This window comes from Microbacterium sp. ISL-103 (assembly GCF_018613995.1).
Taxonomy (GTDB): Bacteria; Actinomycetota; Actinomycetes; order Actinomycetales; family Microbacteriaceae; genus Microbacterium.
In genome coordinates, this window is record NZ_JAGGPD010000315.1 from 1 (window position 1) to 2,426 (window position 2,426).

3 protein-coding genes are annotated in these 2,426 nt (G+C 64.3%); 1 reads left to right on the plus strand and 2 read right to left on the minus strand.

The genetic code is table 11. From position 1 onward, the window contains the following. Positions 1 to 1,092, plus strand: a protein-coding gene (locus tag J7E68_RS12020) for an IS3 family transposase (protein WP_215172878.1) whose coding sequence is annotated in 2 segments (ribosomal slippage) — positions 1 to 209 and positions 209 to 1,092 — 1,093 coding nt annotated over the 2 segments. Because the reading frame shifts where the segments join, the coding sequence is not laid out codon by codon here. This gene is flagged as partial in the annotation. A gap of 31 nt (positions 1,093 to 1,123) precedes the next feature. Here J7E68_RS12020 and J7E68_RS12025 read toward each other — a convergent pair. Together J7E68_RS12025 and J7E68_RS12030 are read right to left on the minus strand one after the other, a co-directional pair. Beyond that, on the minus strand, positions 1,124 to 1,333 hold the full coding sequence (locus tag J7E68_RS12025) for a DUF3373 domain-containing protein (RefSeq protein WP_215172881.1): 210 nt from the start codon (positions 1,331 to 1,333) through the stop codon (positions 1,124 to 1,126). An 80-nt stretch (positions 1,334 to 1,413) separates the two neighbouring features. After that, the coding region (locus J7E68_RS12030) for a hypothetical protein (RefSeq protein ID WP_215172883.1) at positions 1,414 to 2,426 on the minus strand (1,013 nt) is incomplete at its 5' end.

The window sequence follows — 2,426 nt, forward strand, 5'->3', positions numbered from 1 at the left end:
CGAAGCCCCGGTGAGTCGTGTTGCGAAAGACTTCGGGGTCTCCGAGTCGTGCCTGCAACGGTGGCTCAAGATCGCCGATGTCGAAGACGGCATCAAGCCCGGTGTGACCCAGGCCGACGCGGCCGAGCTGCGCGAGGCGCGCAAACGCATCCGGTTGCTCGAGCAAGAGAACGAGATCCTGCGGAGAGCGGCCGCGTATCTGTCGCAGGCCTCACTCCCCAAATGATGTTCCCGCTGGTCCTTGACCTTGCCGCTGATCGTGTTCCGATCGCGGTGACCTGCCGGGTGCTGGGTTTCTCGAAGCAAGCGTTCTTCCGATGGCGTGCGAACCCTGTGTCGCAGCGCGACTGGGACAACGCTCACCTCACGAACGCCGCCGTCGACCTGCACCGGGATGACCCGGCGTTCGGGTATCGGTTCATCTCCGACGAGATCGAAGCCGAGGCCGGGCTGGCAGCATCCGAGCGGCGCGTGTGGCGGCTGTGCTCGGAGCAGCGCCTGTGGTCGGTGTTCTCGAAGAAGCGCGGCCTGAACCGCAAGGCGGGTCCTCCGGTGCATGACGATCTCGTGCTCCGCGACTTTACCGCGACCAGGCCGGACCAGCTGTGTTTGACGGATATCACCGAGCATTGGACGGATGAGGGGAAGCTGTATCTCTGCGCGATCAAAGACGTCCACTCGAACCGGATCGTGGGCTACTCGCTCGACTCACGGATGACCGCCGACCTCGCGGTCGCCGCATTGCGGAACGCGGTCGCACTGCGAGAGCCGCTCGGAACAACGTTGCACTCGGACCGCGGGTCCCAATTTCGGTCACGGAAGTTCATCGAGATGCTCCGTCAGAGCGGGATCACGGGGTCGATGGGCAGGGTCGGCGCGTGCGCGGACAACGCGGCGATGGAGTCGTTCTTCGCGCTGCTGCAGAAGAACGTTCTCAACAAGAAGCGATGGCATTCGAGGCAGGAGTTGCGGCTGGAGATCGTCACCTGGATCGAGCGGACATACCACCGCCGACGCCGGCAACGACGACTCGGAAGGCTCACGCCTATCGAGTTCGAGATAATCAACACACCGGCCGCTCACGCGGCCTGAAGACCCCAAACAAGACGAGTCAACCGAACCGTCAGCAGTCCCTGCCGCCGTCCTTGAGGCACGCGTTGAAGGACTCGACGCTGTTGCGGCCATGGCCGTACATCTCGCGCCAGTCCTTCGAGCCGTATTGATACTCCTGGGCGAACTTGCCGCCCGCCTCAGCCGGGAAACTGACGCTCGTGACGTTGTCGCATACCTTCGCGGGCCCTTCCACGGGTCGCCTGATGATCGTCAGGGGCACCTTTCCCGACGCGAGCTTGTTCGGTTTCCGCGGGCACGAAGCGGTGGGCGTGTTGGCGCCCGCTGGGCAGGACCATGGCCTCATCCCTTCGACTTCTGCGCACCCTTCGGGCTGAAGAGATAGGGAGCACGCGCCGCGACGTCGCTGTGCCATTGCTCCGTGCGAGAGTGAGCCCGGGCGGCGCGCTGCGACTTCGTCAGCGAACGGTTCTTGTCGTCGGCGTCCTCGCCGTCGCGGTAGCGCGTGCTGGCGTCGATGAGAGTCTGCGGCATCGAGGCACAATACCAGTTGCCATCGACCATGATGGCCCCTGCGTAGCTGTCTTGGTAGCCGAGGAACGTCTTGTGGTAGTCCATGACGAGCTTCGCGCCAACGGAGCGCAGGTAGTTCTGGAGGTCGGCTTCCTTGGCGCCCGGAAGGTACGCGCGGTCGCCGATGACGTGGTCGAGGTGCAGGCCCCGGTTGATGATGTTCTCGAACATCGCGCGTGCCGCCTTGCCCGGCCCGAAGGCCGGTGCGTGGTGTCCGATGCCCACGACGATGTGCGGAATGTCCTCCGGGCGAGTCGGGTCGTTGCTTGTGAGGACCCCCAGCTCCAGTTCGTAGGCGTACTTCATCTTCGTGATAGAGGTCTTGCCGTCGTCGGAGTGGTCTTCGGTTCCCCGGGCCCAGAATGCCGCGTCGGGTTCAACGGAGACGGTCTCTTCAGCTCCGAGCTTGGAGAGCCAGGTGACACCGACACCGCGCGCGTGCACACGGACAGCGGTCGCGTCGATGGTGACGGAGACCTTGTCCGAGCGCAGGCGCTTGGGCATCCACAGGTAGGTCGCGTGCAGGAGCAGGTTCATCAACTCGTCGGCGCGGTGCGCGCGGACGGAGAGGACCTCCGCGATCTCCTCCCGGTCGGCTCGGACCTTGTCCCACTCCTTCTTCTGAAGGCGCCGGTGTCTGTTGAAGACAGGGTGATAGTCAATGAGACTCATGATGCGATTGGTAGACCGACGCGCACGCTCGTACCAACCGTCAGGGCTGACCGCCGCGTCTAGGTTGATCCCGAGGATCGCGGCGGTCTCAGGGGTCAGACGCTCGGTGC